The following is a 25,594-nucleotide window of genomic DNA, read 5'->3' on the forward strand; positions in this document are numbered from 1 at the left end:
AATCTAACGATGAAATGCAGCAGTGGCGTGACATTGCAGGCATTTGGCGTAAGCGCTCGCCCAAGGGGTGAAAAGCACCCCTGAACCCTTGACGCTCCGTTATCGCTTCGCCAAAGGAGCTTGACCGCTTTCTTTGCGTGAGCGGCCGAACGATCGCCGGATTCTTGTCTGACGCTCGTCCGACCAACCCGCCGATGGGGCCTTTCGGCAACCGGACGCGACAGAAGGCGTTTCGACGTCAAGGCCATTCCGGCCGACGGCGGGACAAAACCGATTTCATCAGGGGCCCCAGCGTGCTGACGCGTTGTGGTTCCAGGGTTCCACGAGTCAGACCAAAAAGCAGGAACTGGCGACACATGCAAAAGACCAACATTTTTCTCGCTCTGGCCGGCGCTGCCGTGCTGATGGCGGGCTCGCCGGCACTGGCCCAGGCACCGGCGACCACCCCTGCGGCCGAGGCCGCCGCGACGACGGCCGCCCCGGTGGCAGATACGGCCGCGCCTGCCGCGGACGCCGCTGCGCCCGCCGAAGAGGCTGCCGGCGGACACGGTGGCGGCATCACCCCCGTCTCCATGTTCATGGAAGCGACCCCGGTCGTTAAGGTCGTCATGATCGGCCTGCTGCTGTCTGCGGTCTTCTCCTGGACCCTGCTCATCATCAAGCTGCTCGAGTTCGGCGGCCTGAACCGCAAGACCGACCGTTTCCTGGAAGAGTTCCGCGGTGCCCGCACCATCGCCGACATGCGCCGCGTGGCCACGTCGGACGACTATGACGGCAACCCGCTGGCCGACATGGCCGCCGCCGCCACCGAAGAAGTCGAACTGTCGCGTCAGGCCGGACTGTCGGTCACCGGCGAGCATCGCGACTCGGCCCTGTTCCGTGCCCAATCGGCCGTTGCCGCCGTTCAGGCCGGCCTGGCCGCGCGTCTCTCCGGTGGTCAGCAGTTCCAGGCGTCGGTCGGTTCGACCGGCCCGTTCGTGGGTCTGTTCGGTACCGTTTACGGGATCATGAACTCGTTCATCGGCATCGTGGAATCGAACACGACCAACCTGGCCTCCGTCGCCCCCGGTATCGCCGAGGCTCTGCTGGCCACCGGCATCGGCCTGTTCGCCGCTATCCCGGCGGTGGTGTTCTACAACTACTTCAACACCCGCATCTCGGCCTATGGCACGCGTTCGGACGGCTTTGCTGCTGAACTGCTGAACGGTGTTTCCCGCCAGCTCGACAAGGGAGCTTAAGCGAGATGGCCGCCAAACTCGGAGGTTCTGGCGGCGGTAAGTATCACGTCGAACAAACAGCTGATATCAACGTTACGCCATTCGTTGATATCATGCTGGTTCTGCTGATCATCTTCATGGTGGCGTCTTCGGTCGCCACCGTGTCGATTGAGGTGAAACTTCCCGTTGCCCTCGCGCCGCCACAAGAAAATCCCCCGAAGCCCGTCTTCATCTCGATTCAGACGGACGGTCGGGTTTTCATCGGCGACTATGAGACCAGCTTCGATACGCTCGGCACCCAGCTGACCGAACAGATCGGTCAACGGGATCCGACCAAGGAGCGGATCTACATCCGCGCCGACCAGCAGACGCGCTATGGTGACTTCATGCAGACCATGAACGCGCTTCAGGACGCTGGCTTCTACAGCGTCGCCCTGGTCGGCGAAGATAAAGCGCCGCAGTAGGAACGGGACATCACATGACAGATACACCCGTTGAATATCATCGCAGCCGGTACGATGCGCCGCGCACAAAGCAGTCGCCTGTCGTCTGGACTGTCGCTCTCGGCGTGGTCACCATCCTCTTCGGCGTTCTGATCTTCTGGGTTCAGAAGACCAAGTTCGAACTGAAGAAGATGGAGTTCAACGACGACGCCGTTCAGGTCGAGATCGTCGAACCGATCCCTCCGCCTCCGCCGCCGCCGCCGCCGCCTCCGCCGGACACCCCGCCGCCGCCCAAGCTGCAGGTCCGTCCGCCGGTGATCAACACGACGGCCCCGCCGCCGCCGGTCACCCTGCCGATCGAGCCGACGAAGAAGGAAGACCGTGTCGAGTATCGGGGTCCCCCCGTGATCGTCCCCGGTCCGCCGCCTCCGCCCGCTCCGCCGGCTCCGGTTCGTCCGCCGGTGATCACGAACCCGAGCTGGTCGCGTCAGCCGGTGCCGCAGTATCCGGACCGGGCTCTTGAGCGCGGGATTTCGGGTAGTGCGGACCTGAGCTGCCAGGTTCAGGCCAACGGTTCGGTCACGGGCTGTTCGGTCGTCAGCGAGACGCCGGCAGGGGCAGGCTTCGGCCGTGCTGCTGTCGCTGCGACCCGCAGCGCCCGTCTGTCGCCCCGTTCGGTCGATGGTGTGGCCACGGGGGGGCAGGTTCGCTTCACGGTCCGGTTCAATCTGCCGGACTGATCGAAACGTCTGCCGAGAAAGAACAGAACGCCCCGGGAGAAATCCCGGGGCGTTTTGCGTTCCCGAACCGGAGCGGCGACACCTAATGCGGCCTTGATTGGCTCCGTCAGTCCCGCTAGAGAACGCCCCTCGCGTTGCCCGACAGGGCCGCTGCGCCGCCTTAGCTCAGTTGGTTAGAGCGCCGGTTTGTGGAACCGGAGGTCCTCAGTTCAAGCCTGAGAGGCGGTACCATCTTCGGCCTTCGGGCCGGTCTTCAGGCCGCGGGCCGTGATCTCTGTTCGTCGCTCCGTGGCGGTGGCGATCTCGGCCAGGGCGGCCGAGATGCGCAGGACGAGGCTGTCCCGCGCCGCCACCAACCGATCCGCCGCCGGTCTCACCTTGCGGGGCTTCCTGCCCGACAAGCCCAGGGCGTCCGTCCAGTCCGCGCGCCAGGCCTCGACCTGGTCGTGCAGCGCCGTCAGGACGGCCGGCACCCCATACACGGCGTTCTGGGCCGCGCGCAGTTCCGCCAGCCGCGCAATGGCGGTCGGCCTCGATGTGGCCAGGTCTTCGACACGGATGGCCAGGCCGTGCGGCGCGGCCGGGTCCGGAGCCGGGTCCGCTTCCGGTCCGGGCTCGCTCGCCTCGGTAACAGGAAGACCCGGGTCCGCCCTGTCCTCCAGCCAGGCGCGGGCGGCGGCGATGTGGGCATCCAGCTCGAGGATGGCGTCGCGCGCCTCGTCCCACAGCGCGTTCAGGGCGTGCGAGCGGTCGGCAATGCTCGTGGCGTGGCGACGGATGTCACCGGCCATTTGGGTCGCAGCCGACGCCGCTGAGCCATAGGCTGCCCTGAAGGCCACAAGCCGCCTTGCCCGACTGTCGAAAAGGCCCGCAAGCCCCTTGCGGGGTTGCAGAGTGGTGATGTCCAGGGCTTCGACATCGGCCTTCAGCCGCGTCAGGGCTGACTTGCAGGCCGCCAGGGCCGAGGCGACGGGGTCGTCGTCCTGCTGCCGGTGGATGGCCGTCAGGGCGTCGTGCGGGGCCTGGGCGAAGGTGGCGCTGGCGTCAGCGTCGTCCAGAATGGTGAAGCGGATCGCGGCCACGCGCTCTGCGTCCGGCACGGGGGCTCCATCGCCCGGCAAACCGACAGACCTCGATCGACCCATAACCCCCTCCATCGCCCGGACCTCTGACGGGTCCGGCATCCGGCTTCACTATGGCGCAGAGTTCAGGGTTTGCGAAACCGTGTAGCGGGCCTCGGTCCTTGCCGCGACCTCGTCCAGGGTGACGCCGTCGGCCAGTTCGATCAGTTCCAGCCCCGCGCCGTCCGGCTTGACGTCGAACACGGCCAGGTCGGTGATGATGCGGCTGACCACGCCGGTCCCGGTCAGGGGCAGGGTGCAGGCCTTCAGCACCTTGGACTGGCCGTGTTTGTTGGCATGCTCCATGACCACGACCACGCGCTTGACGCCCGCGACCAGGTCCATCGCCCCGCCCATGCCCTTCACGAGCTTGCCGGGGATCATCCAGTTGGCGATGTCGCCGTTTTCGGCCACTTCCATGGCCCCCAGGATCGACAGGTTGATGTGCCCGCCCCGGATCATGGCGAAGCTGTCGGCGGAGCTGAAATAGGAGCTCTCGGGGATCTCGGTGATGGTCTGCTTGCCGGCATTGATCAGGTCGGCATCGACCTCGTTGTCATAGGGAAAGGGTCCCATGCCCAGCATGCCGTTCTCGGACTGCAGGGTGACTTCCATGCCCTCGGGAATGTAGTTGGCCACCAGGGTCGGGATACCGATGCCCAGGTTCACATAGAACCCGTCCTGCAGTTCCTGGGCGGCGCGTTCGGCGAGCTGTTCGCGGGTGCGGGGCATCAGAGTTCTCCGGTTGCGGGCAGGGGGCTGACGCCCCGGTCGGCGAAGACGCGCCTGGCGATGCGCAGTCCATTGGTGGCGGCGGGGAAGCCGGCGTAGAGGGCGACCTGCATGATCGCCTCGACGATCTCGGCCGGCGTGACGCCGATGGACAGGGCGCCGTTGATGTGGCCCTTCAGTTGATCGACGGGGTGGCCGAGCGCGGTCAGGGCCCCGATGGTGACCAGCTGGCGACCGCGAGGATCAAGGCCGGGACGGCTCATCATCTCGCCATAGCCGAACTGGACCATCATGTCGGCGAAGTCGGGCGCGACCGGGGCCATGCCCCTGCGCAGGGCATCCTCGAGGCCGGGATCCAGCGTCGCCATATAGGCCGCGCCGCGTTGGGCGCGCGGGTCGGTGTCAGGCATCGGCGTGCTGGCGGACGGTGCGCTGTTCGATGCGCTTCTCGAACCTGCCCTGGATGATGCGGTCGACGTAGATGCCCGGCGTGTGGATGTGGTCCGGGTTCAGCGATCCCGTGGGCACGATCTCCTCGACCTCGACCACGCAGGCCTTGCCGGCCGTGGCCATCATCGGGTTGAAGTTGCGGGCCGTCTTGCGGAACACCAGGTTGCCGCGCGCGTCGGCCTTCCAGGCCTTGACGATCGACAGGTCAGCGACCAGGCCGGTCTCCATGACATAGTCCCGGCCGTCGAAGGTGCGGACTTCCTTGCCCTCGGCCACCAGGGTGCCGACGCCGGTGGCGGTGAAGAAGGCCGGGATGCCGGCCCCGCCCGCGCGGATGCGCTCGGCCAGGGTGCCCTGGGGATTGAACTCCAGCTGCAGCTCGCCGGCCAGGTACTGGCGTTCGAACTCCTTGTTCTCGCCGACGTAGGACGAGATCATCTTTGCGATCTGGCGCGTCTCGAGCAGCTGGCCCAGGCCGAAGCCATCGACGCCCGCATTGTTGGAGATGACGGTCAGGTCCCTGACGCCGGTGTCGCGCAGGGCGGCGATCAGATTCTCCGGGAGGCCGCACAGGCCGAACCCGCCGGACATGACGGTCATGCCGTCGAAGGTCAGACCCTCCAGTGCGGCTCTGGCATCGGCGTAGATCTTGCGCATCGCTTCCCCTTTTTCACCGTCTGATGAATAACGCGGCGTCGGGTCGTCTCTAGATCGGCGACGCCCGATGGGCAAGGGATAGCCGGATCAGCGTGCCTTGCCCACCGTTACCGGATGGGCAGGGGGCCTGCCGCGTTCGCGATAGCGCGCCCCCTTGAACAGACCAAGCAAGGCCTCCCAGTGGATGCCGAACATCACCTTCCAGGTCAGAAGGGGATGGGTGATCCAGGCCTTCAACAGGGCTGCATCGGTCAGGGGGCGGCGCGTCCCGGCGAAGGACGCGGTCAGCATCGGGGTGTCGTCCCGGCGGACAGCGACGACGACCGAAACCGCTTCGTCCGGCGCATGGACGATGAAGTCGTAGGTCAGGGCCATGTCCATAAAGGGCGAGACAAAGAAGGTCTTGTCGGTCGTCTGGCGAACCACGCCCGGCCTGGCCTCTGCGGGCACAGCGACCAGGTAGGAATGGCGTTCGTTGAAGGTGTTGGTCACCTCATAGAGCAGGGCGGCCAGGCTGCCGTCGGGACGGTGGCAGAAATAGACCGCCAGCGGGTTGAAGCCGTAGCCGAGGATGCGGGGCATACAGAGCAACCGGATCGGGCCGCCCGCAATGTCGATGCCGGCGGCGGACAGGTGATGCTCGACCTGGGTGCGCAGGGGCGTGTCGCTGCGATCGCCGTGGTCGCGGGCGCGCCAGGTCATCAGGCCGAACGCACCCGTCCGGAGCCAGCGCAGGGGGCGGATGGCGTCCTCGGCCGTGTCGAGGTCCAGCAGCAGCATGTAGAGGCTGTATCGCAGGGTGTGCTGGATGCCGGAGACGCGATGGTGGACGACCTCGCCGACGTAGAGGGCGTTCGAAAAATCCTCCCCCGAGTAGCGCAGCGAAACGAGAGAGGGGGACCGCGAAGCGGTGGAGGGGGCGACCCCAGAGACGGTGCGTGCGTCCGCCCTCTCCACCACGCTTCGCGCGGTCCCCCTCCCCCGCTGCGCGGGTGAGGATTGTTGGATGGTCGTCACGCCGCCTCGGAAAGGGCGGCGGGTGCCGCCAGGACGATGCGACCGCTTTCGTTGGCCACCGACCAGGGCCGGCGCACGCCGCCGAGCTGCTCGGCCACGGCCAGACCGGCCTGCAGTCCGTCCTCGTGGAAACCCGAGCCGAACCAGGCGCCGGCGAACCAGACGCCGCCTTCGCCCTGCAACGACCAGAGCTCATTCTGCGCGCGGACGGCGGCGGTGTCGAAGACGGGGTGTTCGTAATCCCATTCGCCCAGCACCAGGGCCGGGTCGGGGTCTTTGGCCGGGTTCAGGCTGACGAACAGGGGCGGGCCGGACAGGGACTGGAGCTCGTTCATCCAGTAGGTGACGCCGCCTTCGCCCGCGCGGTCGGAATAGCCCTTGTGCGTCCAGGCGGCCCAGGCCTTGCGGCGCTTCGGCATCAGGGCTGTGTCGCGGTGCAGGATGGCGCGGTTGGGGCGATAGCCGATCGCACCCAGCAGGCGGCGCTCGTCCGCTGTCGGCTGGTCCAGCAGGCGCAGGGCCTGATCGGAATGGGTGGCGAGGACGACGTCGTCGAACCGCTCCGTGCGACCGTCGACGAACCGCACCGAGGCGCCGGGCGCGCTGCGCGATATGCCGACCACCCCCGCGCCCAGAACCGTCTCGCCTGCGAAGTCCGCGTGCAGGCGGCGGACGTATTCCCGGCTGCCGCCGTCCACCGTGCGCCAGGTCGGCTTCAGGTCATAGGTCAGCAGGTTGTGGTTCATGTAGAACCGCACGAAGGACGCAGCCGGATAGCCGGTCATCTGGTCCAGGGTCGAGGACCAGATGGCGGCGGCCTGGGGCAGGAGGTGGGCGTCGCGGAACAGACGGCCGTAGCGGTTGCGGTCGAGGTACTGGACCAGCGTCTCACCCGACCGCTCCATCTCCGGCAGGTCCCGGGGGGCCTGTTTCTGGAACCGCAGCAGGTCGCCGATCATGCCCCAGAAGCGGGGGCTGGCGTAGTTGCGCTTCTGGGCGAACAGGGCGGCGATGCCGTGGCTGGAATACTCAAAAGCCCCGTCGTCCATGCTGACGGCGAAGGACATGTGGGCGGCCCTGGTCGGCACCGACAGGTGTTCGAACAGGGCCTTCAGGTTCGGATAGTTGTCCTCGTTATAGACGATGAAGCCGGTGTCGACGGCGACGGGCGAAGAGGGGCTGGGGGCCTCCACCGTGTTGGAGTGGCCACCGATGCGGTCGTCTGCCTCGAACAGGGTCACGTCGTGCGACCTGGACATCAGCCAGGCGCAGGACAGGCCGGCGATGCCGGACCCGACCACGGCGATGCGCTTTCTGGCGACGGGGTGATCGGTCGAGGCGACGAGGTGGGCGCTCATGGGGTCTCCGGACAGCAGGCGGGGTGTTCGGCCCGAAGCTACGGCGCGGACCAGGGCGTGGATGAGATCATCCGCCGCGCCTGAAGCCGCGTAGCTGGGTGGTCTTCCGCAGCGGAGCCGTTACACCTGATCTCAGGCGTAATGGGCCGCGAGCGCCCACGCAATGTCAGGATCGCCGCATGAACCTCACCAATGTCGCCATTCGCCAGCTGCAGGATGCGCCCTTTCCCGACTTCGTCACCCGCCCGGCGATCGCCAGCCTTGTGACAGAGGCGAGGAAGAAGCTGGACCGCGAGGGGCCGCACGATTCTGCCGCGTTCGCCCGCCAGATGGCGGTGCGCGCCATCGCCGAACACACCGACGCCGCCAACGACCAGCACTACGAACTGCCACCGGAGTTTTTCCGGATCTGTCTGGGCGCGCGGCTGAAATACTCATGCTGCCTGTACGGCGACGGGGCCGAGACGCTGGATCAGGCCGAAGAGAAGGCGCTGGCCGAAAGCTGCGCCCATGCCGAACTGGTGGATGGGCAGAGCGTGCTGGAACTCGGCTGCGGCTGGGGATCGCTGTCGCTGTGGATGGCGGAAAAATATCCGAACAGTCGGATCACGGCGGTCTCGAACAGCCACGGACAGCGCGGCCATATCGAGGAACAGGCCCGGCTGCGGGGTCTGACGAACCTGAACGTCATCACCTGCGACATGAACGATTTCGAGGCCCCGGCGGCCGGGACCTATGACCGGATCGTCTCGGTCGAGATGTTCGAGCACATGGCCAACTGGCGCGCCCTGCTGACCCGGGCCAGGGGCTGGCTGAAGCCCGACGGGCGGATGTTCATCCACATCTTCACGCACCGCGACGCGCCCTACCGGTTCGATCACACCGACAACGGCGACTTCATCGCCCGGCATTTCTTCACCGGCGGCGTGATGCCCAGCCGGGATCTGATGCACCAGTTTCCCGACCTGTTCGCGATCGAGCAGCAGTGGACCTGGAACGGCGAGAACTATGCCCGCACGGCCGAGGACTGGCTGGCCAGGATGGATGCGAACCCGGACCGCGTTCTGGAGTTGATGCAGGAGACCTATGGCCGCGAGAACGCAAGGCTGTGGGTCCGTCGCTGGCGCCGCTTCTATCTGGCGACGGCGGGCCTGTTCGGAAACGACGGCGGCAACACCTGGGCCGTCACCCACTATCGCCTGAAACCCGTTTGAGGACTGTTCGATGTTGAAATGGATCGTAGCCTATCTGGCGACCGGCGCAGCGATGGCGGTGGTGGACTTTGGCTGGCTGACCACCATGACCGACCGGCTGTACAAGCCGATCATCGGACCGATCATGACACCCCAGCCGGACATGGTCGCAGCGGTGGCCTTCTATCTGATCTATATCGGCGGCGTGGTCTTCCTGGCGGTCGCCCCGGCGCTGAAGGAGGGGGCCTGGACGCGGGCGGCGATCAACGGCGCAGCCCTGGGGTTCGTGGCCTATGCCACCTATGACCTGACCAACCAGGCGACGCTGGCGGTCTGGCAGTGGAAGCTGACGATCATTGACCTGTGCTGGGGCACCTTCCTGACCACGGCGGCGGCGACCCTGGGTTACCTGGCGACCCGCGCGGTGGCTGGCCGCACCTGACGGTTTCAGACAGCTTGGCCGGAGGCATTGTCTTGTACCGGGCGATGATATCTGTTGCACCTGGGGACGAGAAGTCCGGGGGAGACGGGTCATGAAACTCTGGTTGGTACTGGGCGGGGCGGCTGCGATCGGCCTGGCGGGCTGTGCGGTCGATCCGTACGCCTATGGGACGACCTCGCCCTATGGCCAGTACGGCAACAGTGGATACGGCCAGTCGTATGGCGGCGGCGTGGATGCCAGCGCGTCTGCGACCTTTGGCGAGGTCTATCTGGACTCCGGCTTCGACGAGGATCCCTACCGGGTTTCGGTGACCTCGGGGGGCAGCATCGATGCGTCGGCGATCGCCAGCGGCTGCACCGGTATGGTGGCGCGAGCCCCCGACTTCCAGCTGACCTATGACGCCGGCAACCTGCCCCTGACGTTCGGCGTCAATGGTCAGGTCGATACGACCCTCGTCATCAACGGCCCCGACGGGCGCTGGACCTGCGACGATGATTCGGGTGGCGGGACCGATCCGGAAATCACCTATTCGCGCCCGCAGTCCGGCACCTATGACGTCTGGGTCGGCGCATTCGGCGGAGACAGCGGTTCGGCCGAGCTTTTCGTGACCGAGCTGGGCAGCGACTACGGTCGCAACAACAACTATGGCGACAACAACAGCTACGACCGTGGAAACGGCTGGCGCGACGACGACCGCCGGAATGGTTTCTACGACAACGACAACCGCAACAACGGTCGTAACGATGACTATGGCAGCACCTATCCCGACAGCTCGGCGACGGCGGCCTATGGCGAGATCGATCTGAGCTCGGGCTTCCGCGGCGATCCCTACACCGTGTCGGTGCTGGCGGGCGGCAGCATCGACGCCTCGATCGTCGATGACAGCTGCGCGGGCCGGATCGCCTCGGCTCCGGATTTCCAGATCACCTACGATGCAGGCAGCCTGCCGCTGACCATCGGGGCGACCTCGAACGGTGACGTGACCCTGGTCGTCAACGGGCCGGATGGCCAGTGGTACTGCGACGACGACTCGGGCGGCAGCAACGATGCCGAACTGACCTTCCAGCGGCCCCGGTCGGGTGTCTATGACATCTGGGTCGGATCGTACGGCGGCGACAGCCTCCCGGCCGAGCTGTTCTTCACCGAGCTGCGTTAACGTTTTCACTCGTGCGTGACGCGTGCGCCATGGCGCGGCGCTGGACGGCCCGGCTATAGAAGCCGGGTCGTTTGCGTTTGGGGGCGTATCGGGGTGAAGGCGGGCATCAATGCCGTGACGGCCGCTCTGCTCGTGGGCATCGGCATCGGGCTGGTCCTGACGCCGGACGGTCGTACCTGGCTGCGCCATCCGACCCTGATGTTCGGCGGAGTGGCCAGTGCCTCCTCGGGGCCGGGACCCGGCGCGCCGGCCGCCCTGCCGGATGCGGGGCCCGTGCTGCCGACCCTGACGCCGCTGCAGGAGAAGGCCGCGCGAGGAAGCCTTCGCATCGGGGTGTTCGGCGATTCCATGGGCGACGGGCTATGGACCGCGCTTTACCGCGACCTGCGGACGCAGCCGGGCGTCAGTGTCACCAAGTTCAGCCAGGTCTCCACGGGCCTCAGCCGCTACGACTATGTCGATATCCAGGCCAGGACGGCGCGTCAGATCGCGGAACAGCCGGTCGATGTCGCCGTGATCCTGTTCGGCACCAACGATGCCCAGGGCATCAGCATGGACGGCGAGATCCACGATTTCGGCACCGAGGGCTGGAAGGCCGCCTATGCCAAACGGGTCGACGACCTGGTGGCGATGCTGCGGGGCCGGGACATCGCCGTCTACTGGGTCGGCCTGCCCAGGATGAAACGAGCCGGGTTCGACGCCAGGATGACCCTGATCAACCAGGTGGTGTCCGCCCGGATGACGGCGCTGGGCGTGCCCTTTATCGAGACTGAAAGCCTCACCGAGAACGCGGACGGCGACTACGACGCCTATCTGGCCGAGACGGGTACCGGGCGGCGGCGCCTGATGCGGGCCAACGACGGGATCCACATGTCGATGGCGGGCTATCTGAGGATCGCCGAGCCGGTCGCCGCGCGATTGAAGCGTGACGCGGGCCTGGACGTCGCGGTGCCCCCGCCACCCGCCGCCGGAGCGTGATCCGCGCCGCCCTGATCGCAGGGAGCCTCTCGATGCTCGCCGGGGCAGTTGAGGCGCAGGAAAGACCCTATGTCGCCCTGCCGTCGCCGGTGAGCGCGACCTGTCCGGACGGCATCTGCCAGCCCCGGGCATTGGCATCCTTCTTTCGCGCCCTGCAACAGCCGGGACGGATCGTGCGCATCATCCAGTTCGGGGACAGCCATACGGCGGGCGGCGACATCGCGGCCTCGCTGATGTGGCGGCTGAGGGGGCGGTTCGAAGGGCGCGAGATCATCCTGGACGCCCGTGGGCGGGTTGGCGCGACCTTGAACGCCATGGCCGCGACCGAGCCGCTGCCGGACCCCGACGAGATGCCGGACCTGGTCGTGATCGCCTATGGCACCAACGAAGGGTTCGACGACCTGCTGGACCCGACCGCCTATGAGGCCCTGTTGCGGGGCCAGATCGACCGGGTCAGGCGCGCGGCACCCGGCGCTTCCGTCCTCATCCTGGGGGCACCCGAGGCGATGCGCGGGGACGGGGGCGGGACCTGTCCCGGCGACACGGAGCAGCGCTGGAAGGCGCCGGCCATGCTGTCGGTGGTGCGGGATGTGCAGCACAGGGTGGCCGCGTCGACGGGCGTCGCGTTCTGGGACTGGAAGGGCCGTATGGGGGGAGACTGTTCGGCCTTCGCCCTGACGCTGGGGAACGCGCCCCTGATGCGCGGCGACCACGTGCATTTCACCCGGGCCGGCGGCGACTGGATCGGTGCCCTGCTGTTCGGCGACCTGATGACGGCGCACGACCGGCGGGGGTTCTGAGGTGCTGTTCCCGACGCTGGCTTTCGGCGTGTTCTTCCTGTTCGTCTATTTCACCGCCTGGTCGCTGGACCGCGAGAACGGACGCAGAAAGCTGTTCCTGCTGCTGGCCAGCTGGTTCTTCTATGCCCAGTGGGACTGGCGGTTCGTCGGCCTGCTGATCGGCTCGGCGATCCTGAACTGGGGCGTGGCGGTCCTGATCGCGCGTCGGCCGGCCGACCGCCGCGCCTGGCTGGTCGGGCTGGGCGTCGCGGGCAATCTGCTGATCCTGGGCTTCTTCAAATACTACGGCTTCTTCGTCGAACAGGCGGGCGACCTTCTGATCCGGTTCGGGTGGGAGCGGGATCTGCCGTTGTTGCAGGTCGTGCTGCCGGTCGGGATCTCCTTCTTCACCTTCCAGGGCATTTCCTATGTCGTGGACGTTCATCGCGGAAAGACGCCGCTGGCGAAGTCGCTGCTCGACGTCATGCTGCTGATGAGCTTCTTTCCGCACCTGGTCGCGGGTCCGATCGTGCGGGCGTCGGACCTCTTGCCCCAGTTCGAGCGCGTGCCCCGGCTGACGCGCGAAATGGCCACGCTCGGGTTGCTGCTGATCGTCTGGGGTCTGTTCAAGAAGACGGTGATCGCGTCCGAGCTGTCGATCCGGCTGGTCGATCCGGTGTTCTTCGACCCGGCCGCCTATGGGACGCTGGACCTGATGGCAGCGGTCTATGGCTATGCGGTCCAGATCTACTGCGACTTCTCGGCCTATTCGGACATGGCGATCGGGCTTGCGGCCCTGCTCGGCTATTCCTTCCCGAGGAATTTCGACCAGCCGTACCGGGCCAGTTCCATGCAGGAGTTCTGGCGGCGCTGGCACATCAGCCTGTCCAGCTGGCTGAGGGACTACCTCTATGTGCCGCTGGGGGGCGGCAAGAAGGGGCTGGTGCGATCCTGCCTGAACGTCTTCATCACCATGCTGCTGGGCGGGCTGTGGCACGGGGCGGCCTGGACCTTCGTCGCCTGGGGCGCCCTGCACGGCGGGGTCCAGGTGGTCGAGCGGCTCGGCCGGTCCATCCTTGGGCCGGGCAGGGGGCCGCCCGCCTGGCTGGGCGTGCTGATCACCTTCCACATCGTGTGCCTGGGCTGGATCCTGTTCAGGGCCGAGAGCTTCCCCATGGCGATGGAGGTGCTCGCAGGCCTCGGTCGTTGGTCTGCATCGACGATGGTCACGCCCTTCCTGCTGGTGTTGATCGTCGGCGGGCTGGCCATGCACTGGCTGCCCCCGCGCGCGGTGGAGGGTGTGGCGACCTGGCTGAAGCCCGCGCCGTCCCTGACCATGGGGCTGCTGCTTGGCGCCGCCATCCTGATGGTCGAGGCCGTGCGTCCGGACGGCGTGGCCCCCTTCATCTATTTCCAGTTCTGAGGGAGGTGAGCCGATGACCGACTATCCCCATGAGCCCGAGATACCGCTGGGTCCGTTTCCTGTGCCCAATACGGTGTCGCCTTTTCCTCCTTTGGACGGTGAGCGCACCGAACCCTATCTGGATAGCGCCGCGGCCGACCCGGCGAGCGACTGGATCGAAACCGCCGATCCTCACGATCTGCCGACGGCAGAGCCGGCCGTCATGGCGGCGTTGACCCCGCTGATCGCGCTGGGCCGGTTCGCCTTTCCGCCCGGTCCGCCGCCCGAAGACGAAGACGTGGCCGCCCGCGACCGGCGCTGGGCCAGCCGCACGATCGTCATTGCGGGTGCCTTTCTGCTGATCTTCAACGCCGTGTCGATCCAGAACTGGTCGCGCCAGCAGGCGCCGGGATGGGTCACGACGACGGTGCGCCGCCTGGCCGATGTCTGGGTCGAGCAGACCTCGCAACTGGGAGCCGACCAGCCACGGCAAGCGCTGAGAGACGGCTATGAGGCGGGGCGTGACGCGGACTGGCCTCTGAACGAGACGCGATGATCGACGGCGGACACAGCGTCAGGCGGGGGGTATCTGAACCGGATTCAGCGGCCGGTGCGCCACCTGTTCAGACAAGCCTTGATCTGTGGAACAGGTCCCGGAGGGAACGATGGTGGGTGATGCAGGGTTCGAACCTGCGACCCGCTGATTAAGAGTCAGCTGCTCTACCAACTGAGCTAATCACCCGTACCATTTCGCCGTGGCAAACGATGGCATCGCTGCGTTACCTTTGCGTGTATCGTCGTTGGACGCCGCAGGCGAACGGGCGGGATAGAGAGAATGGCTCGCAGATGCAAGGGCCTTTGCGCCGGTTCCGCATCCTGTCGCAAGCCGCTAGCATCCGAAGCGGAATCGCCCGGATCGGGCGTGGGGAGGATCGGGCATGGCGTTCTGGAACCGGCGAAAGTCCATCGATGCAATGCATCAGGCCTCCGATGGGCCGCGCCTGAGGGCGACGCTGAGCTGGCCACACCTGCTGGCGCTGGGCGTCGGCGCGATCGTCGGCACCGGCATCCTGACCCTGATCGGGGTGGGGGCCGGACTGGCAGGACCGGCGGTGATGATCAGCTTTGCCCTGGCGGGTCTGGTCTGCGCCTGCGCGGCCCTGGCCTATGCCGAGCTGTCGACCATGATGCCGCAGGCCGGCAGCGCCTATGCCTATTCCTATGCGGTGCTGGGCGAGGTGATCGCCTGGGTCGTGGGCTGGTCGCTGATCCTGGAGTATTCGCTGGTCGTCTCGGCCGTGGCGGTAGGCTGGTCCGGCTATGCGGTCGGGTTCCTGACCGGGCTGGGGATCGATCTGCCGACGGCGCTGACGGTCGGGCCACACGTCCCGGGCGGGCTGGTCAATCTGCCGGCCGTGGCGATCATCGCGGTGGTGACAGGGCTGCTGTTGCTGGGCACGCGCGAGAGCGCGACGCTGAACGCGGTTCTGGTGGTCATCAAGGTCGCGGCCCTGATCGGGTTCGTGGCCATCGCCCTTCCGGCCTTCGACGCAGCCAACTTCACCCCCTTCATGCCCAATGGCTTCGGCGCGCCCTTCGTCCAGACCGGGGTCATGGCGGCGGCGGCCATCATCTTCTTCGCCTTCTACGGCTTCGACGCCATCTCGACGGCGGCGGAGGAGACGAAAAAGCCCGAGCGGGATCTGGCCATCGGTATCGTGGGATCGATGGTGATCTGCACGGCGCTTTATCTGCTGGTAGCGGCTGCGGCGATCGGCGCACGGCCGGTCGCCAGCTTCGCCGCCAGCCCCGAACCCCTGGCGCTGATCCTGCGCGAGATGGGCCAGGGAGCCGCGGCCCAGTGGCTCGCCGCCTCGGCGGTCATCGCCCTGCCGACGGTTCTGCTCGCCTTCCTGTTCGGACAGAGCCGGATCTTCCTCGGCATGGCGCGGGACGGGCTGCTGCCGACCTCGCTGGCGAAGATCTCGAGCCGGGGCGTGCCGGCGGTGGTGACGGTGTTCACCGCCATCGTGGTGGCGGCCCTGGCCGGCGTCATGCGGCTGGACGAGCTGGCATCGCTGGCCAATGCGGGAACGCTGGCGGCCTTCGCGGCGGTGGGCGTGTGCCTGATCGTGCTGCGGCTGCGCGATCCGAACCGACCCCGGACCTTCCGGGCACCCCTGTGGTGGCTGGTCGGGGCCATCACAATCATCGGCTGCGTGGTCTTCTTCTTCAGCCTGCAGGCGCGGACGCAGCTGTACTTCCTGTACTGGAACGCCTTCGGGCTGGTGATCTATCTCCTGTGGTCGTCGCGGAACGCGCGTCTGGCCAAGAATCCGGAACAGGCCGCCTGATGTCGCGGCGCGACCTGACCGGGGCGGTCGATTTTTCGGTGCTGGACCGGACGACGGGCGGCGACGACGAAGTGGCCGAAGAGGTCCTCGGCCTGTTCGTCCAGCAGGCCGGGATGTGGGCACCGATGCTGGACGCCCGTCAGGAGGGCTGGAAGGACGCTGTGCACACCATCCGGGGTGCGGCGGCGGGGATCGGGGCCGGTGCGCTGGCGGGGGTCTGCGCGGAAGCCGAGGCGGCGGAAAGGGACGTCGTCCCGACGAAGCTGGAGCACGTGCGTGATGCGCTGAACGCGGCCCTCGCCGACGTCGCGGCCTGGCGGCACGAACTGAGGCTGAGGTCCCTGAAGCCGTGATCTCCGCAAGGGGTGACCTGGGTCAGGGTGGCTCACGCGGCGTGGTTCAGGGTCACTCTGTCGAACAGACCCCGACGGCAAGACCGGCAGGCCCGGATCAGCTCCGGGTCCGGTCATAGACTCCGAACTCGTGCGCGATGCAGCGGTCGATCAGCAGGCGCCAGACGGGTTCGGCGATGTCGCGCGACAGATGACAGGCGTCGGCGGCGGCCAGCACCTTTGACACCACATCCTCGATCCGGGCGTCGTCATGGACGGCATCGCGGTCCGGCTTGATGCGGGCGGCGGCGTCCATATAGCGCTGGCGCTCGGCCAGCAGGGCGACCAGGGCGCGGTCCAGGGCATCGACACCCTGGCGGACCTCGGCCATCGACTGGCAATCGTTCGGGTCCATACGCGGATCGACCGCGACCACAGCCGGCTTGTGCATCATGTCTCCGCTCATCCCCGCGACCGCGGGGATCCAGTCCTGTTGTGAGGCACGGCGGCGGGGATCAGCAGCGGTGCGAAATCGGTTTCGTTCATCGCCCAAAGCCCTGGGTCCCCGCGTTCGCGGGGATGAGCGGGAGAAAAACACTCAGCCAACGAACGCGCGCTCCAGGACATAGTCGCCGGGCTCGGCGTTCGAGCCTTCCTTCAGACCGAAGGTTTCCAGCAGTTCGGCGGTTTCCTTGATCATGGCCATGGAGCCGCACAGCATCACGCGGTCTCGTTCCGGCGAGAACCCTGCGGGCAGGCCCAGATCGGCGAAGACCGCGCCGGACGCGATGCGGTCCGTGATGCGGCCGGGCGTCTCGAAAGCCTCGCGGGTCACGGTCGGATAATAGGTCAGTTGAGCCGCCGCCGCCTCGCCGATCAGGGGATCGTCGTGGATCCCGGAGGTGAAGAAGTCGCGGTAGGCGAGGTCGGCGACGTTGCGCACCGTATGGCAGACGATGACGCGGCCGAAGCGGGCATAGGTGTCGGGATCCCGCGCGACGCTGAGCCAGGGGGCCAGGCCGGTACCCGTGCCGATCAGCCACAGGGTCTGGCCACCGGTCAGGGCATCCAGCACCAGGGTGCCTGTGGGCTTCCTGCCCATCAGGACGGTGTCGCCCGGTTCGATCCTGACCAGACGCGAGGTCAGGGGGCCGTCGGGCACAGCGATGGAGAGGAACTCCAGCGCCTCGTCCCAGCAAGGGCTGGCGATCGAATAGGCGCGCAGGATCGGCTTGCCGCCGTCCTCGCCCGGCAGGCCGATCATCACGAACTCGCCGGAGCGGAAGCGGAAGTCCTCGGGCCGGGCGACGCGGAAGCTGAACAGACCCTCGGTCCAGCGCCGGACGGACAGAACCTCCAACTCATGGAAGGCCGAAGGTTTCGGCGGCGGCGGGGCGAGGGCGGCGTCGGTCATCGGGGTTTGTCTTAGGCGGGGATAGCGTATCGGGAAAGACGGCGCGACATCTTCCCTCTCCCGGAGGGAGAGGGCTTGAGCGCCCGGGAGCCGTCAGGCGATCGGACTTCGCGCGAAAGGGTGAGGGTTTACGGTGCGAACCGGTGAGGGCAACACCCCTCACCCTTTCGGCCAAGGCGCATCGCTGCGCTCTGCGAGCCTCAAGCCCTCTCCCTCCGGGAGAGGGAAGACGTGGGTGCGGAGAGGGGAGTGACGGCGACAAAATCATTCTCTACCGTCCGCCCATGCGCACAGTCCTTCTCGTCTCCGCCCTCGCCCTGACCGCCGGATCGGCGCTCGCTCAAGCGCCGGATCCCGCCGTGCTGACGCCGGAGCGGGTGTTCGCCAACCCCGGCCTGAACGGGCCGGTGGCGCAGGGGGTCAGCCTGTCGCCCGACGGGGAACTGGTGGCGTTTCTGAGGGCGCGGCCGGACGATGTGTCGGTGCTGGACCTGTGGGCCGCGCCGACGGGGCCGGGCGAGCCGTTCAAGCTGATCGACGCGCGCGCCCTGGTGCCCGATGCGGGCGAACTGTCAGAGGCCGAGAAGGCCCGGCGCGAGCGGATGCGGATCTCGCAGCGCGGCGTGGTCGAATATTCCTGGGACGAGCAGGGGCGCTATATCCTGGCCCCGCTGGAGGGCGACATCTTCCTGGCCAGCCGCGAGGGCGGGCAGGTGCGCCGTCTGACCGAGACGCCGGCCGACGAGATCGACGCCAGGGTGTCGCCCAAGGGGACCTATGTCTCCTATGTGCGCGACCAGGACCTGGTGGTGCTGAACCTGGCCACCGGCGGCGAGACCGAGGTGACGACGGATGGCGAGGGTCTGATCACCTGGGCCACGGCCGAGTTCATCGCCCAGGAGGAGATGGACCGCGACACCGGCTACTGGTGGAGCCCGGACGAACGGTTCATCGCGCTGCAGCGCACCGATGAGTCGACGGTGGACATCGTGCCCCGGCTGGATATCTCCGGGGGCGGGGCCAGCGTGGTCGAGCAGCGCTATCCCCGCGCCGGCCGACCCAATGCGGTGGTCGACCTGTATGTTCAGGACGTGACGGCCAACCGGCGCGTCAAGGTCGACCTTGGCGACAACACCGACATCTATCTGGCGCGGGTAAACTGGTCGCAGGACGGCAGGACCCTGTACGTCCAGCGTCAGAGCCGGGACCAGAAGACCCTGGACCTGCTGGGTGTCGACCCGGCAACCGGAGCGTCGCGGGTGATCGCGACCCAGACCTCTGACGCCTGGGTCGAGCTGACCGACGACTTCAAGCCGTTGAAAGACGGGGGCTTCATCTGGTCGGACGAGAGCACCGGCTGGCGGCACCTGTATCTGTACGACGCCTCGGGCCGCAAGGTGCGCGCCCTGACCGCGGGCGACTGGCCGGTCCAGACGCTGGACGGGGTCAATGAGGAGACCGGCCAGGTCTTTTTCTCCGCCTCGATGCGCGACGGGGTCGAGGCCCCGCTGGAGCGACGGCTGTTCAGTGTCGCGCTGGCGGGCGGCGCGCCGGTCGCGGTCACCGAGACGAGCGGCGCGTTCAATCTGAACGACACGGCCACAGCCTATGTGACCACCTATTCCGACGTCGATACGCCACCGCAGACGGCGCTTTACCGGGCCGACGGGACCTTCGTGCGCTGGATCGAGGAAAACAGGCTGGATGAGGATCATCCCTTCTGGCCGTACCGCGAGCGGCGGATGGACCCGGAGTTCGGGACGCTGGAGAGCCACGGCGAGACGCTGCAGTGGATGATGACCAAGCCCTATGGCTTTGACCCGACCAGGACCTATCCGGTCATCATGCAGGTGTATGGCGGACCGTCGGGCGGCGGGGTGCGGGCGAGTTGGCAGCCGGCGACGACCCAGCTGCTGACCGAGGCGGGCTATATCGTGTTCCGCCTCGACAACCGGGGCGAGGGCTATCGTTCGGCGGCGTTCAAACAGGCTCTGCACCTGAGGATGGGCCAGCCGGAGATCGAGGATCAGGTTCTGGCCGCCAACTATCTGAGAACGCTGCCCTATGTGGATGACGCCCGCATCGCGATGATGGGCTGGTCCTATGGCGGGTTCATGAGCCTGATGGCGCTGACCGAGCCGAAGATGGGCCTGACCTCGGCCATCGTGGGAGCCCCGCCGACCGAGTGGAGCCTGTACGACACCCACTATACCGAGCGGTTCATGTCGACGCCGGAGGCCAATGCCGAAGGCTATGCGGCGTCGGACGCCATTCCCCGGCTGGACAATCTGACGGGCCGGATGCTGCTGCTTCACGGGATGGCGGACGACAATGTGATCCTGGAGAACTCGACCCGGGTGATCGACGCGTTGCAGGCAAAAAGCGTCCCGTTCGAGCTGATGCTGTATCCGGGCCAGCGTCACGGGGTGCGCGGCAACGAGCGCCAGCTTCAGCAGTGGCGGACCTATCTCGACTTCCTCGACCGGACCATCGGGTCGCGGGCGGTTCCCTAACCTCTCTTCCGCTCATCCCCGCGAAAGCGGGGACCCAGTTCTTTCGCTCAAGCAGGGTGGCCCGGATCAATGACCAACCGAACCGGATGGCAGTCATCGCCCAAAGGACTGGGTCCCCGCTTTCGCGGGGATGAGCGGAGGTGGGGAGCGATAGCGGGGCTGCTGGCCGCCCTGATCGTGGCGGGATGCGCCACGCCGAGGACAACGGTTGTTAGCGCTTCGGATGCCCGACCCATTGCGCCAATCGACTTCGTCACGGTTGCCCAGGTTGCAGACCGGACGGCATTCTTTGATGCGGACGGAACGATCTCGTTCATTGACGATCGGGACGCAGGGCGAACGCGAAGGTCTTCCATCCCGCTGAACGCCGTGATCGCGCTCGCTGACCCCGACGACTATCCTGAACCGAGCGAAATGCGGGGAATGCTGCGGACCCTGCCGATCCTGCTGAAGGACAACATCGAAACGCGCGACATGCCGACCACGGCCGGGTCGTTGGCGCTGCTCGACAACGCCCCCGGTCGCGACGCGCCTCTGGTCGCCCGCCTGCGCGAGGCCGGTGCCATCATCGTCGGCAAGACCAATCTGTCGGAATGGGCCAACATTCGCTCGTCGGCTTCCGTGTCCGGCTGGAGCGCGGTGGGGGGACAGACGCGCAATCCGCATGCGCTGGACCGCAACACCTGCGGCTCGTCCTCGGGCAGTGGCGCGGCGGTGGCGGCGGGGCTGGCGCCGGCGGCCATCGGGACCGAGACGGACGGGTCGATCGTCTGTCCGGCGGCCATCAACGGCATCGTCGGCTTCAAGCCCACGGTGGGGATGGTCAGCCGCACCCATATCGTGCCGATCAGCCATTCGCAGGACACGGCCGGGCCGATGACCCGCACGGTCGAGGATGCGGCCATCGTGCTGTCGGTCATCGCCGGCACCGACCCGACCGACCCCGCGACGGCGGAGGCCGATGCGAGGAAGGTCGACTTCAGGGTGGCGCTGGACGCCGGATCGCTGAGGGGCACGCGGATCGGGGTGGCGCGGTTCCTGACGGGCTATTCCGCCGGGACGGACCGGGTGTTCGAACAGAACCTGCAGGCCCTGCGCGATGCGGGGGCGGTGCTGGTCGACATTACCGAGGGCCCCGACATGGAGGCCATCGGGGAGGCCGAGGGCACCGTGCTGCATTACGAGCTGAAAGCCGACCTGAACGCCTATCTGGCCTCGACCGATCCGACGCAGGTGAAGACCCGGACCCTGGCCGACGTGATCGCTTTCAACGACGCCACGCCGCGCGAAATGGGCCTGTTCGGACAGGAGACCTTCATCGCGGCCGAGGCCACGACCGGGCTGGACACGCCGGAATACCTCGCGGCGCGCGAGACCTCGCTGAGGCTGGCAGGGGTCGAAGGTATCGACAAGATGTTGAGCGAGAACAATGTCGTGGCGCTGGTGGCTCCGACGACGGGTCCGGCCTGGTCGATCGATGCGGTCAACGGCGACCACTATCTGGGGGCGGCGTCCACCCTGCCGGCGGTGGCGGGCTATCCGCATCTGACGGTGCCGATGGGCTTCGTTCAGGGGCTGCCGGTCGGGATCAGCTTCATCGGCACGAAGTGGGACGACGCGCGGATCCTGTCGCTGGGATACGCCTATGAACAGGCGACCCGGGCGATCCGGCCGCCGACGTTTGCGCGCTCGGCCGACGACCTGCCGGACCTGGCCCCGCTACTGGCGCCGCACGGGCGCTAGGTCGGCGCGCCGAACCAGGAACCACCGCCAGGCGGTGCAGTCAGGACGCCATGGAAAGATTGTTCATTCGTTTCGCCACCCTGACCGCCAAGGTCGCGGGCAAGCCCTGGACCTTCATCGGTTGCCTGATGATCGTCCTGTTCTGGGCCGTGACCGGGCCCTTGTTCAAGTTCAGCGAGACCTGGCAGCTGGTCATCAACACCGGCACGACCATCATCACCTTTCTGATGGTGTTCCTGATCCAGAACACCCAGAACCGCGACGGGGCGGCGATGCAGGCCAAGCTGGACGAGCTGGTCTATGCGGTGAAGAAGGCCGATGCGCGGTTCATCGGCATCGAGCACCTGACCGAACGCGAGCTGGACAAGATCCTGGAGGAGGTCGAGCATCGGGCCCAGGAAGTCCACGCCGGCGAGCCCGCGCGGGCCATCAGGGGCAAGCCCGCCGTCCGGGCCGAGGATGTGGAGGCAGCCCAGCCGCCAGCCGCGACCCCGGCCGAACGCAAGCCCGCCGCCCGCGCGCGTCCGAAGGCCTCGAGGTGAGCGGCTGGATCGCCACATGAAGTGGCGGTTCCGGGACGGGGATCCCGAAGAGATGGGAAGCTAGCCCGCCAGGCTGTTCAGCCAGTCTTCGAGGTTCGTGTAGCCGTCGCCGTCGCTGTCGGCGGCGCCGTCGGCAACGCGCGGATCGTGACCGTGAGCGGCCTCCCAGTCGTCGGGCATGCCGTCGCCGTCGGTGTCCGTCCAGGGTGTGCCGGGGGCGAGGTCGGGCCAGCCGCCGACGTCGGTCTGGCTGTTGATGATGCGACCGGTGCCCTCTGTGACTCCGGCCACGACGCGGACGTCCACCGCATCCCGGACACGGGACGCTCCGGCGCGGGCGAGGACGGAGGTCCAGGCCTGTTCGGCGGTTTCGGTGGCGGGGGTGGCCCAGTCGGGCAGGGCGGTCAGACGGTAGCCGGGCGTGTCGTCGCCGGTCACGGGGTCCCATGGATCGCCGGGTACGACGCCGTCGACGCTGTTGGCATCGAACCAGGCGTGGGCGGCGGTGCTCTCTTCCTCGAAGATGATCGCGCCGGTCGAGTCCGGTCCCCGGCGATAGGCATTGGCGACGAAGACATAGGTCGAGACGGTCGCGGGATCCGTGTCGGAGTTGTAGCCGGCGTGCCCCTGGCCCCAGTTGTAGAAGATGTTGTTGGTGAACTCGAACCGCGGGCCGACGGGATCGACGTCGGGCGTCAGATAGTTGCCGGGGCGGGGCATGCGCGCCCGGTGGCTGGCCCACAGATTGTGGTGGAAGGTGAAGTGCGCCCCGCGATTGCCGCGCACGAGAGAGCCATAGCCGTGGTCCCCCTTGGAATGGGTCGACAGGTTCAGGCTCTCGGCGATGATCGACCACTGGACGGTCACGGCGTCGATGACCCGGTCCCGGCTGCCGATCGACAGGGTCTCGTCCACCGACCAGGAGGCGGAGACGTGGTCGAGGATGATGCGGCTGCCCCGGTCGATGGTGACGGCGTCGGTCTCGACCCGGTCGGCGTCACCGAGGCGGGAGCGGATATAGCGGACCACCACATCGTCGGCCGAGATCAGCAGCGGCTGGCCGCGCAGGGTGATGCCGCCGCCGGGCGCAGTCTGGCCCGCGAGGGTGATGCGCGGCTCGCGGATGCGCAGGGGTGTCAGCAGGTGAATGGTTCCGCCGATGTCGAAGACGACGGTGCGCGGCCCTTCGGTCTCCACGGCGGCACGCAGGCTGCCCGGGCCGGAATCGTTCAGATTGGTGACGCGGACGACCGCGCCGCCGCGCCCGCCCATCGAGATGCGGCCGGCCCCCGCAGCCCCGGGAAAGGCGACGACGGCTTCGGTTGCCGGTGTCGGCCGGGGACCGGCATGCGCGCAGGCCGCGATCGCCATGAGGGCCGCCACACCCGTGCCCGTGGACAGGATACGACTGGTGACGGTGTGCGTCATCGGGATAGGCTCGCGTTCTGATACCGGTGTCAGAGCCTGTTTCGCGCGGCGATGATACCGGTGTCAATCGGCCCGGACCCCGGCGACACCGGGGGATCTGCTCGCAGACCCGGTCCGGACACGAGCCTTCGCGCGCCAGTGCCTGGTATGAGGACGGCTTCGCAATTCGACCGGATCGGCTAAAGCTGTCGATGTTTCGCGGTTCTGCCGCCAGTGGAGTGACAGACGTGGTCCAGGTTCCCGGTGCCGCCAGACGAGCCGCCGCCTTTCGACGGATGCGGGATGCCCGCTCCAGCGAGGTGGCGGAGGATTACGTCGAACTGGTCGGTGACCTGATCGCGGAACACGGCTCGGCGCGGCTGACCGATCTGGCCGACTGTCTCGGCGTGGCCCCGGCGACGGCGGCCAAGGCGCTGCAGCGGCTCCAGCGGGATGGGCTGGTGGAGACCAGGCCCTATCGTGCCATCACCCTGACCGAGGCCGGAGAGACGATGGCGGCGGCGTCGCGCGAGCGGCACCGGATCGTGCACGAATTCCTGACGGCCCTGGGCGTCAGCGGGGAGACGGCCGAGGCCGATGCCGAGGGCATCGAGCACCATGTCAGCCCCGAGACCCTGACCCTGTTCGAGAAGATGACCGAGCGGCTACGCAGCGGCAGTTGAATTCCTTGCACCTCGAAGGCCCGGCGGGCTTGCGGGGATTTCGCCCAGGCTGAATCCTTTGGTGTCGAGACCCTCCGCGCCGTCCGCGACCGATTGGGACCGATCTATTTGACGAAGGTGCTGTCCAGGATCGCGCCCGTGTCCGGGTCGATGCGGACGCGAAGACCCTGCCAGGTGTCGGCGATCACAACGCTCCCCTCGTAATCCAGCGACACGAAGGCGTCGGGGGCCTCGTTGTCCGGCGGGCTGGCGGTCCAGAGACGACGCCGGTGATTCAGGCGGACGATCGTGCCGCGATCCGCTGCGCCGGCGGAAAAGGCATAGAGGGCAAGCCGGTCGCCACCGGGCAGGTCGATGGCGGCCGCTTCATCGGGGTGGCTCATGGCAGGGGCATGGGGTCGGAGAAGCTTTCGGGTGGAATCAGCTCCAGCAGCTGCACCTGCCGACCTCCGCCGGGCTGGTCGAAGGCGGGGGCCGCCGTGCCGACCTTCATCAGGGTACCGGCGGGGACGGTGACCACGGAATAGAACTCGGCCGTGTTCTGGGGCGGCAGGGCCAGGCTTTCGCGCACCGACTGGCGGGAGGCGGGCAGGGTTGGTGACAGCCAGGCCCCCAGCCGGTTCGCGCCTCCGCCATAGGCCCGGTAGAAGGTCATGATCCGGTCGGTGCGGACTTCCTCGACCGGGCCGATCCAGGCCTCGACCATGACGGCGGCGGTCGGTGGCGTGGCGGGGGTGCCGGTCGGCGTGGCGCAGGCGGCGAGGCCCAGCGTCAGGGTCATCGACATCAGCATCAGGGGCGTGGTCAGCCACCGCTGCAGCCTTGCGCGCCAGCCCGTTCGATCGATCCGGTTTGTCATGAAGCCCTCCGTGTTGGCTGCAAGGCTACACCGCTTCCTTGCCCGGACAAGGGTGCGGCAAG

The 25,594-nt window shown here is 67.4% G+C and carries 27 protein-coding genes and 2 tRNA genes; 17 read left to right on the forward strand and 12 right to left on the reverse strand.

The window, feature by feature from the left end; genetic code table 11:
* The first annotated feature begins 356 nt into the window (after positions 1-356).
* The 4 genes from HZ989_RS07830 (at position 357) to HZ989_RS07845 (ending at position 2,631) form a co-directional block, all read left to right on the forward strand.
* Entirely contained in the window at positions 357-1,238 is an 882-nt protein-coding gene (locus tag HZ989_RS07830) for a MotA/TolQ/ExbB proton channel family protein (protein WP_209320307.1), read from the forward strand.
* 5 nt (positions 1,239-1,243) lie between these two features.
* The gene (locus HZ989_RS07835; protein ID WP_209320308.1) at positions 1,244-1,681 is read left to right on the forward strand and encodes a biopolymer transporter ExbD; all 438 of its coding nucleotides are present in this window, start codon (positions 1,244-1,246) and stop codon (positions 1,679-1,681) included.
* Between the two features lie 14 nt (positions 1,682-1,695).
* Positions 1,696-2,400: an energy transducer TonB gene (locus tag HZ989_RS15275; protein WP_209320309.1), complete on the forward strand. Its 705-nt coding sequence runs from the start codon at positions 1,696-1,698 to the stop codon at positions 2,398-2,400.
* 154 nt (positions 2,401-2,554) lie between these two features.
* A tRNA-His gene (locus HZ989_RS07845) sits at positions 2,555-2,631 on the forward strand.
* On the opposite strand, the gene HZ989_RS07850 is transcribed toward HZ989_RS07845, so the two are convergent.
* The 6 genes from HZ989_RS07850 to HZ989_RS07875 form a co-directional block, all read right to left on the reverse strand.
* Entirely contained in the window at positions 2,610-3,500 is an 891-nt protein-coding gene (locus HZ989_RS07850) for a toxic anion resistance protein (RefSeq protein ID WP_209320310.1), read from the reverse strand. The genes HZ989_RS07845 and HZ989_RS07850 overlap by 22 nt on opposite strands.
* Positions 3,501-3,593: 93 nt before the next feature.
* Positions 3,594-4,253, reverse strand: coding sequence for a 3-oxoacid CoA-transferase subunit B (locus HZ989_RS07855; protein ID WP_209320311.1), 660 nt, complete (start codon positions 4,251-4,253; stop codon positions 3,594-3,596).
* Positions 4,253-4,663, reverse strand: a complete 411-nt coding sequence (locus HZ989_RS07860; protein ID WP_209320312.1) for a carboxymuconolactone decarboxylase family protein — start codon at positions 4,661-4,663, stop codon at positions 4,253-4,255. The genes HZ989_RS07855 and HZ989_RS07860 overlap by 1 nt, the downstream gene beginning before the upstream one ends.
* On the reverse strand, positions 4,656-5,360 hold the full coding sequence (locus tag HZ989_RS07865; protein WP_209320313.1) for a CoA transferase subunit A: 705 nt from the start codon (positions 5,358-5,360) through the stop codon (positions 4,656-4,658). Before HZ989_RS07865 ends, HZ989_RS07860 begins: the two co-directional genes overlap by 8 nt.
* A gap of 87 nt (positions 5,361-5,447) precedes the next feature.
* On the reverse strand, positions 5,448-6,320 hold the full coding sequence (locus HZ989_RS07870) for a DUF1365 domain-containing protein (RefSeq protein ID WP_245162320.1): 873 nt from the start codon (positions 6,318-6,320) through the stop codon (positions 5,448-5,450).
* Between the two features lie 53 nt (positions 6,321-6,373).
* On the reverse strand, positions 6,374-7,735 hold the full coding sequence (locus tag HZ989_RS07875; RefSeq protein WP_209320315.1) for an NAD(P)/FAD-dependent oxidoreductase: 1,362 nt from the start codon (positions 7,733-7,735) through the stop codon (positions 6,374-6,376).
* 179 nt (positions 7,736-7,914) lie between these two features.
* Here HZ989_RS07875 and HZ989_RS07880 point away from each other — a divergent pair, with 179 nt between their 5' ends.
* From HZ989_RS07880 to HZ989_RS07910, 7 genes are all read left to right on the forward strand, one after another.
* On the forward strand, positions 7,915-8,949 hold the full coding sequence (locus HZ989_RS07880; RefSeq protein WP_209320316.1) for a cyclopropane-fatty-acyl-phospholipid synthase family protein: 1,035 nt from the start codon (positions 7,915-7,917) through the stop codon (positions 8,947-8,949).
* 10 nt (positions 8,950-8,959) lie between these two features.
* Positions 8,960-9,370, forward strand: a complete 411-nt coding sequence (locus HZ989_RS07885) for a DUF2177 family protein (RefSeq protein WP_209320317.1) — start codon at positions 8,960-8,962, stop codon at positions 9,368-9,370.
* 91 nt (positions 9,371-9,461) lie between these two features.
* Positions 9,462-10,526, forward strand: a complete 1,065-nt coding sequence (locus tag HZ989_RS07890; protein ID WP_209320318.1) for a peptidase — start codon at positions 9,462-9,464, stop codon at positions 10,524-10,526.
* Positions 10,527-10,619: 93 nt separating this feature from the next.
* Positions 10,620-11,504: a DUF459 domain-containing protein gene (locus tag HZ989_RS07895; RefSeq protein ID WP_209320319.1), complete on the forward strand. Its 885-nt coding sequence runs from the start codon at positions 10,620-10,622 to the stop codon at positions 11,502-11,504.
* 32 nt (positions 11,505-11,536) lie between these two features.
* On the forward strand, positions 11,537-12,304 hold the full coding sequence (locus tag HZ989_RS07900; RefSeq protein WP_209320320.1) for a GDSL-type esterase/lipase family protein: 768 nt from the start codon (positions 11,537-11,539) through the stop codon (positions 12,302-12,304).
* Between the two features lies 1 nt (position 12,305).
* Positions 12,306-13,706: an MBOAT family protein gene (locus tag HZ989_RS07905; protein WP_209320321.1), complete on the forward strand. Its 1,401-nt coding sequence runs from the start codon at positions 12,306-12,308 to the stop codon at positions 13,704-13,706.
* Between the two features lie 13 nt (positions 13,707-13,719).
* Positions 13,720-14,241 carry a hypothetical protein gene (locus HZ989_RS07910; protein WP_209320322.1) on the forward strand — a complete coding sequence of 174 codons (522 nt, stop codon included), beginning with the start codon at positions 13,720-13,722 and terminating at the stop codon, positions 14,239-14,241.
* Positions 14,242-14,351: 110 nt separating this feature from the next.
* Here the strand turns inward: HZ989_RS07910 and HZ989_RS07915 are convergent.
* Positions 14,352-14,427: transfer RNA gene (locus HZ989_RS07915), tRNA-Lys, on the reverse strand.
* Between the two features lie 196 nt (positions 14,428-14,623).
* On the opposite strand from HZ989_RS07915, the gene HZ989_RS07920 reads away from it, so the two are divergent.
* Both HZ989_RS07920 and HZ989_RS07925 read left to right on the forward strand, forming a co-directional pair.
* Positions 14,624-16,039: an amino acid permease gene (locus HZ989_RS07920; RefSeq protein WP_209320323.1), complete on the forward strand. Its 1,416-nt coding sequence runs from the start codon at positions 14,624-14,626 to the stop codon at positions 16,037-16,039.
* The gene (locus HZ989_RS07925; RefSeq protein WP_209320324.1) at positions 16,039-16,392 is read left to right on the forward strand and encodes an Hpt domain-containing protein; all 354 of its coding nucleotides are present in this window, start codon (positions 16,039-16,041) and stop codon (positions 16,390-16,392) included. Before HZ989_RS07920 ends, HZ989_RS07925 begins: the two co-directional genes overlap by 1 nt.
* Positions 16,393-16,489: 97 nt before the next feature.
* Here the strand turns inward: HZ989_RS07925 and HZ989_RS07930 are convergent, their stop codons facing one another.
* Both HZ989_RS07930 and HZ989_RS07935 read right to left on the reverse strand, forming a co-directional pair.
* Positions 16,490-16,822, reverse strand: coding sequence for a chorismate mutase (locus tag HZ989_RS07930; RefSeq protein WP_209323073.1), 333 nt, complete (start codon positions 16,820-16,822; stop codon positions 16,490-16,492).
* Between the two features lie 147 nt (positions 16,823-16,969).
* The gene (locus tag HZ989_RS07935) at positions 16,970-17,785 is read right to left on the reverse strand and encodes a ferredoxin--NADP reductase (RefSeq protein WP_209320325.1); all 816 of its coding nucleotides are present in this window, start codon (positions 17,783-17,785) and stop codon (positions 16,970-16,972) included.
* Between the two features lie 284 nt (positions 17,786-18,069).
* Here HZ989_RS07935 and HZ989_RS07940 point away from each other — a divergent pair, with 284 nt between their 5' ends.
* From HZ989_RS07940 to HZ989_RS07950, 3 genes are all read left to right on the forward strand, one after another.
* Positions 18,070-20,298: a S9 family peptidase gene (locus HZ989_RS07940; RefSeq protein ID WP_209320326.1), complete on the forward strand. Its 2,229-nt coding sequence runs from the start codon at positions 18,070-18,072 to the stop codon at positions 20,296-20,298.
* 306 nt (positions 20,299-20,604) lie between these two features.
* Positions 20,605-22,041 (forward strand): amidase, encoded by a 1,437-nt coding sequence (locus HZ989_RS07945; RefSeq protein WP_371813000.1) that lies wholly within the window; start codon positions 20,605-20,607, stop codon positions 22,039-22,041.
* A 50-nt stretch (positions 22,042-22,091) separates the two neighbouring features.
* On the forward strand, positions 22,092-22,583 hold the full coding sequence (locus HZ989_RS07950) for a low affinity iron permease family protein (protein WP_209320327.1): 492 nt from the start codon (positions 22,092-22,094) through the stop codon (positions 22,581-22,583).
* 60 nt (positions 22,584-22,643) lie between these two features.
* On the opposite strand, the gene HZ989_RS07955 is transcribed toward HZ989_RS07950, so the two are convergent.
* Complete coding sequence (locus tag HZ989_RS07955; protein WP_209320328.1) at positions 22,644-24,011, reverse strand: pectate lyase; 1,368 nt, start codon at positions 24,009-24,011, stop codon at positions 22,644-22,646.
* Between the two features lie 227 nt (positions 24,012-24,238).
* Here HZ989_RS07955 and mntR point away from each other — a divergent pair, with 227 nt between their 5' ends.
* Positions 24,239-24,673 carry a manganese-binding transcriptional regulator MntR gene (mntR, locus tag HZ989_RS07960; protein ID WP_245162321.1) on the forward strand — a complete coding sequence of 145 codons (435 nt, stop codon included), beginning with the start codon at positions 24,239-24,241 and terminating at the stop codon, positions 24,671-24,673.
* Positions 24,674-24,777: 104 nt separating this feature from the next.
* Here mntR and HZ989_RS07965 read toward each other — a convergent pair whose 3' ends face one another.
* Positions 24,778-25,056, reverse strand: a complete 279-nt coding sequence (locus tag HZ989_RS07965; protein WP_209320330.1) for a hypothetical protein — start codon at positions 25,054-25,056, stop codon at positions 24,778-24,780.
* Positions 25,053-25,532, reverse strand: a complete 480-nt coding sequence (locus tag HZ989_RS07970; RefSeq protein WP_209320331.1) for a glycohydrolase toxin TNT-related protein — start codon at positions 25,530-25,532, stop codon at positions 25,053-25,055. Before HZ989_RS07970 ends, HZ989_RS07965 begins: the two co-directional genes overlap by 4 nt.
* Positions 25,533-25,594 lie beyond the last annotated feature (62 nt).

The sequence above is a fragment of the Brevundimonas sp. AJA228-03 genome (assembly GCF_017795885.1).
In the GTDB taxonomy this organism is placed as follows: domain Bacteria; phylum Pseudomonadota; class Alphaproteobacteria; order Caulobacterales; family Caulobacteraceae; genus Brevundimonas.

Bases quoted from the DNA above. Each gene is read 5' to 3' on its own strand.
- HZ989_RS07900 (WP_209320320.1), top strand. From the start codon at position 11,537: ATGCTCGCCGGGGCAGTTGAGGCGCAGGAAAGACCCTATGTCGCCCTG.
- HZ989_RS07885 (WP_209320317.1), top strand. From the start codon at position 8,960: ATGTTGAAATGGATCGTAGCCTATCTGGCGACCGGCGCAGCGATGGCG.
- HZ989_RS07860 (WP_209320312.1), bottom strand. From the start codon at position 4,663: ATGCCTGACACCGACCCGCGCGCCCAACGCGGCGCGGCCTATATGGCG.
- HZ989_RS07955 (WP_209320328.1), bottom strand. From the start codon at position 24,011: ATGACGCACACCGTCACCAGTCGTATCCTGTCCACGGGCACGGGTGTG.
- HZ989_RS07830 (WP_209320307.1), top strand. From the start codon at position 357: ATGCAAAAGACCAACATTTTTCTCGCTCTGGCCGGCGCTGCCGTGCTG.
- HZ989_RS07965 (WP_209320330.1), bottom strand. From the start codon at position 25,056: ATGAGCCACCCCGATGAAGCGGCCGCCATCGACCTGCCCGGTGGCGAC.
- HZ989_RS07940 (WP_209320326.1), top strand. From the start codon at position 18,070: ATGCGCACAGTCCTTCTCGTCTCCGCCCTCGCCCTGACCGCCGGATCG.
- HZ989_RS07925 (WP_209320324.1), top strand. From the start codon at position 16,039: ATGTCGCGGCGCGACCTGACCGGGGCGGTCGATTTTTCGGTGCTGGAC.
- HZ989_RS07880 (WP_209320316.1), top strand. From the start codon at position 7,915: ATGAACCTCACCAATGTCGCCATTCGCCAGCTGCAGGATGCGCCCTTT.
- HZ989_RS07865 (WP_209320313.1), bottom strand. From the start codon at position 5,360: ATGCGCAAGATCTACGCCGATGCCAGAGCCGCACTGGAGGGTCTGACC.
- HZ989_RS07910 (WP_209320322.1), top strand. From the start codon at position 13,720: ATGACCGACTATCCCCATGAGCCCGAGATACCGCTGGGTCCGTTTCCT.
- HZ989_RS07930 (WP_209323073.1), bottom strand. From the start codon at position 16,822: ATGCACAAGCCGGCTGTGGTCGCGGTCGATCCGCGTATGGACCCGAAC.
- HZ989_RS07835 (WP_209320308.1), top strand. From the start codon at position 1,244: ATGGCCGCCAAACTCGGAGGTTCTGGCGGCGGTAAGTATCACGTCGAA.
- HZ989_RS07920 (WP_209320323.1), top strand. From the start codon at position 14,624: ATGGCGTTCTGGAACCGGCGAAAGTCCATCGATGCAATGCATCAGGCC.
- HZ989_RS15275 (WP_209320309.1), top strand. From the start codon at position 1,696: ATGACAGATACACCCGTTGAATATCATCGCAGCCGGTACGATGCGCCG.
- HZ989_RS07935 (WP_209320325.1), bottom strand. From the start codon at position 17,785: ATGACCGACGCCGCCCTCGCCCCGCCGCCGCCGAAACCTTCGGCCTTC.
- HZ989_RS07855 (WP_209320311.1), bottom strand. From the start codon at position 4,253: ATGCCCCGCACCCGCGAACAGCTCGCCGAACGCGCCGCCCAGGAACTG.
- HZ989_RS07950 (WP_209320327.1), top strand. From the start codon at position 22,092: ATGGAAAGATTGTTCATTCGTTTCGCCACCCTGACCGCCAAGGTCGCG.
- HZ989_RS07890 (WP_209320318.1), top strand. From the start codon at position 9,462: ATGAAACTCTGGTTGGTACTGGGCGGGGCGGCTGCGATCGGCCTGGCG.
- HZ989_RS07875 (WP_209320315.1), bottom strand. From the start codon at position 7,735: ATGAGCGCCCACCTCGTCGCCTCGACCGATCACCCCGTCGCCAGAAAG.
- HZ989_RS07970 (WP_209320331.1), bottom strand. From the start codon at position 25,532: ATGACAAACCGGATCGATCGAACGGGCTGGCGCGCAAGGCTGCAGCGG.